8 tRNA genes are annotated in these 778 nt (G+C 50.8%); all 8 read right to left on the bottom strand.

Annotation, left to right across the window (positions count from 1 at the left end):
- Positions 1-5: 5 nt before the first annotated feature.
- Positions 6-79: transfer RNA gene (locus ACLNCN_RS04980), tRNA-Pro, on the bottom strand.
- A 15-nt stretch (positions 80-94) separates the two neighbouring features.
- A tRNA-Arg gene (locus tag ACLNCN_RS04975) sits at positions 95-168 on the bottom strand.
- An 11-nt stretch (positions 169-179) separates the two neighbouring features.
- A tRNA-Leu gene (locus ACLNCN_RS04970) sits at positions 180-265 on the bottom strand.
- 7 nt (positions 266-272) lie between these two features.
- Positions 273-344: transfer RNA gene (locus ACLNCN_RS04965), tRNA-Gly, on the bottom strand.
- 22 nt (positions 345-366) lie between these two features.
- Positions 367-439, bottom strand: a tRNA-Thr gene (locus tag ACLNCN_RS04960).
- A gap of 18 nt (positions 440-457) precedes the next feature.
- Positions 458-539: transfer RNA gene (locus ACLNCN_RS04955), tRNA-Leu, on the bottom strand.
- 5 nt (positions 540-544) lie between these two features.
- Positions 545-617 (bottom strand) — tRNA-Lys (locus ACLNCN_RS04950).
- A gap of 24 nt (positions 618-641) precedes the next feature.
- Positions 642-714: transfer RNA gene (locus ACLNCN_RS04945), tRNA-Asp, on the bottom strand.
- Positions 715-778 lie beyond the last annotated feature (64 nt).

Genomic DNA, 778 nt, shown 5'->3' with positions numbered 1-778 from the left:
ATGAATCGGGAAGACAGGATTCGAACCTGCGACACCTTGGTCCCAAACCAAGTACTCTACCAAGCTGAGCTACTTCCCGAGTTAAATAGAAAAATGCACCCTAGAGGAGTCGAACCTCTAACCGCCTGATTCGTAGTCAGGTACTCTATCCAGTTGAGCTAAGGGTGCTCATTATATTATGCCGAGGACCGGAATCGAACCGGTACGATCGTTACCAATCGCAGGATTTTAAGTCCTGTGCGTCTGCCAGTTCCGCCACCCCGGCCTCTCTAAGCGAACGACGGGATTCGAACCCGCGACCCCCACCTTGGCAAGGTGGTGTTCTACCACTGAACTACGTTCGCACTGTTTTCTTCTATCTAAAAATGCCGGCTACATGACTTGAACACGCGACCCTCTGATTACAAATCAGATGCTCTACCAACTGAGCTAAGCCGGCTCATTTATTATATCTTAATGCGGGTTAAGGGACTTGAACCCCCACGCCGTTAAGCGCCAGATCCTAAATCTGGTGCGTCTGCCAATTCCGCCAAACCCGCATATATGACCCGTACTGGGCTCGAACCAGTGACCCATTGATTAAAAGTCAATTGCTCTACCAACTGAGCTAACGAGTCTAAAATAACTTCCGTTATCTTAAACGGTCCCGACGGGAATCGAACCCGCGATCTTCGCCGTGACAGGGCGACGTGATAACCGCTACACTACGGGACCTATGGGAGTTAACGGGATCGAACCGCTGACCCTCTGCTTGTAAGGCAGATGCTCTCCCAGCTGA

Source organism: Streptococcus sp. CL8.13, from assembly GCF_049737895.1.
Note: the sequence above shows the minus strand (reverse complement) of the source record. Positions and strands in the feature narration are given on the sequence as shown.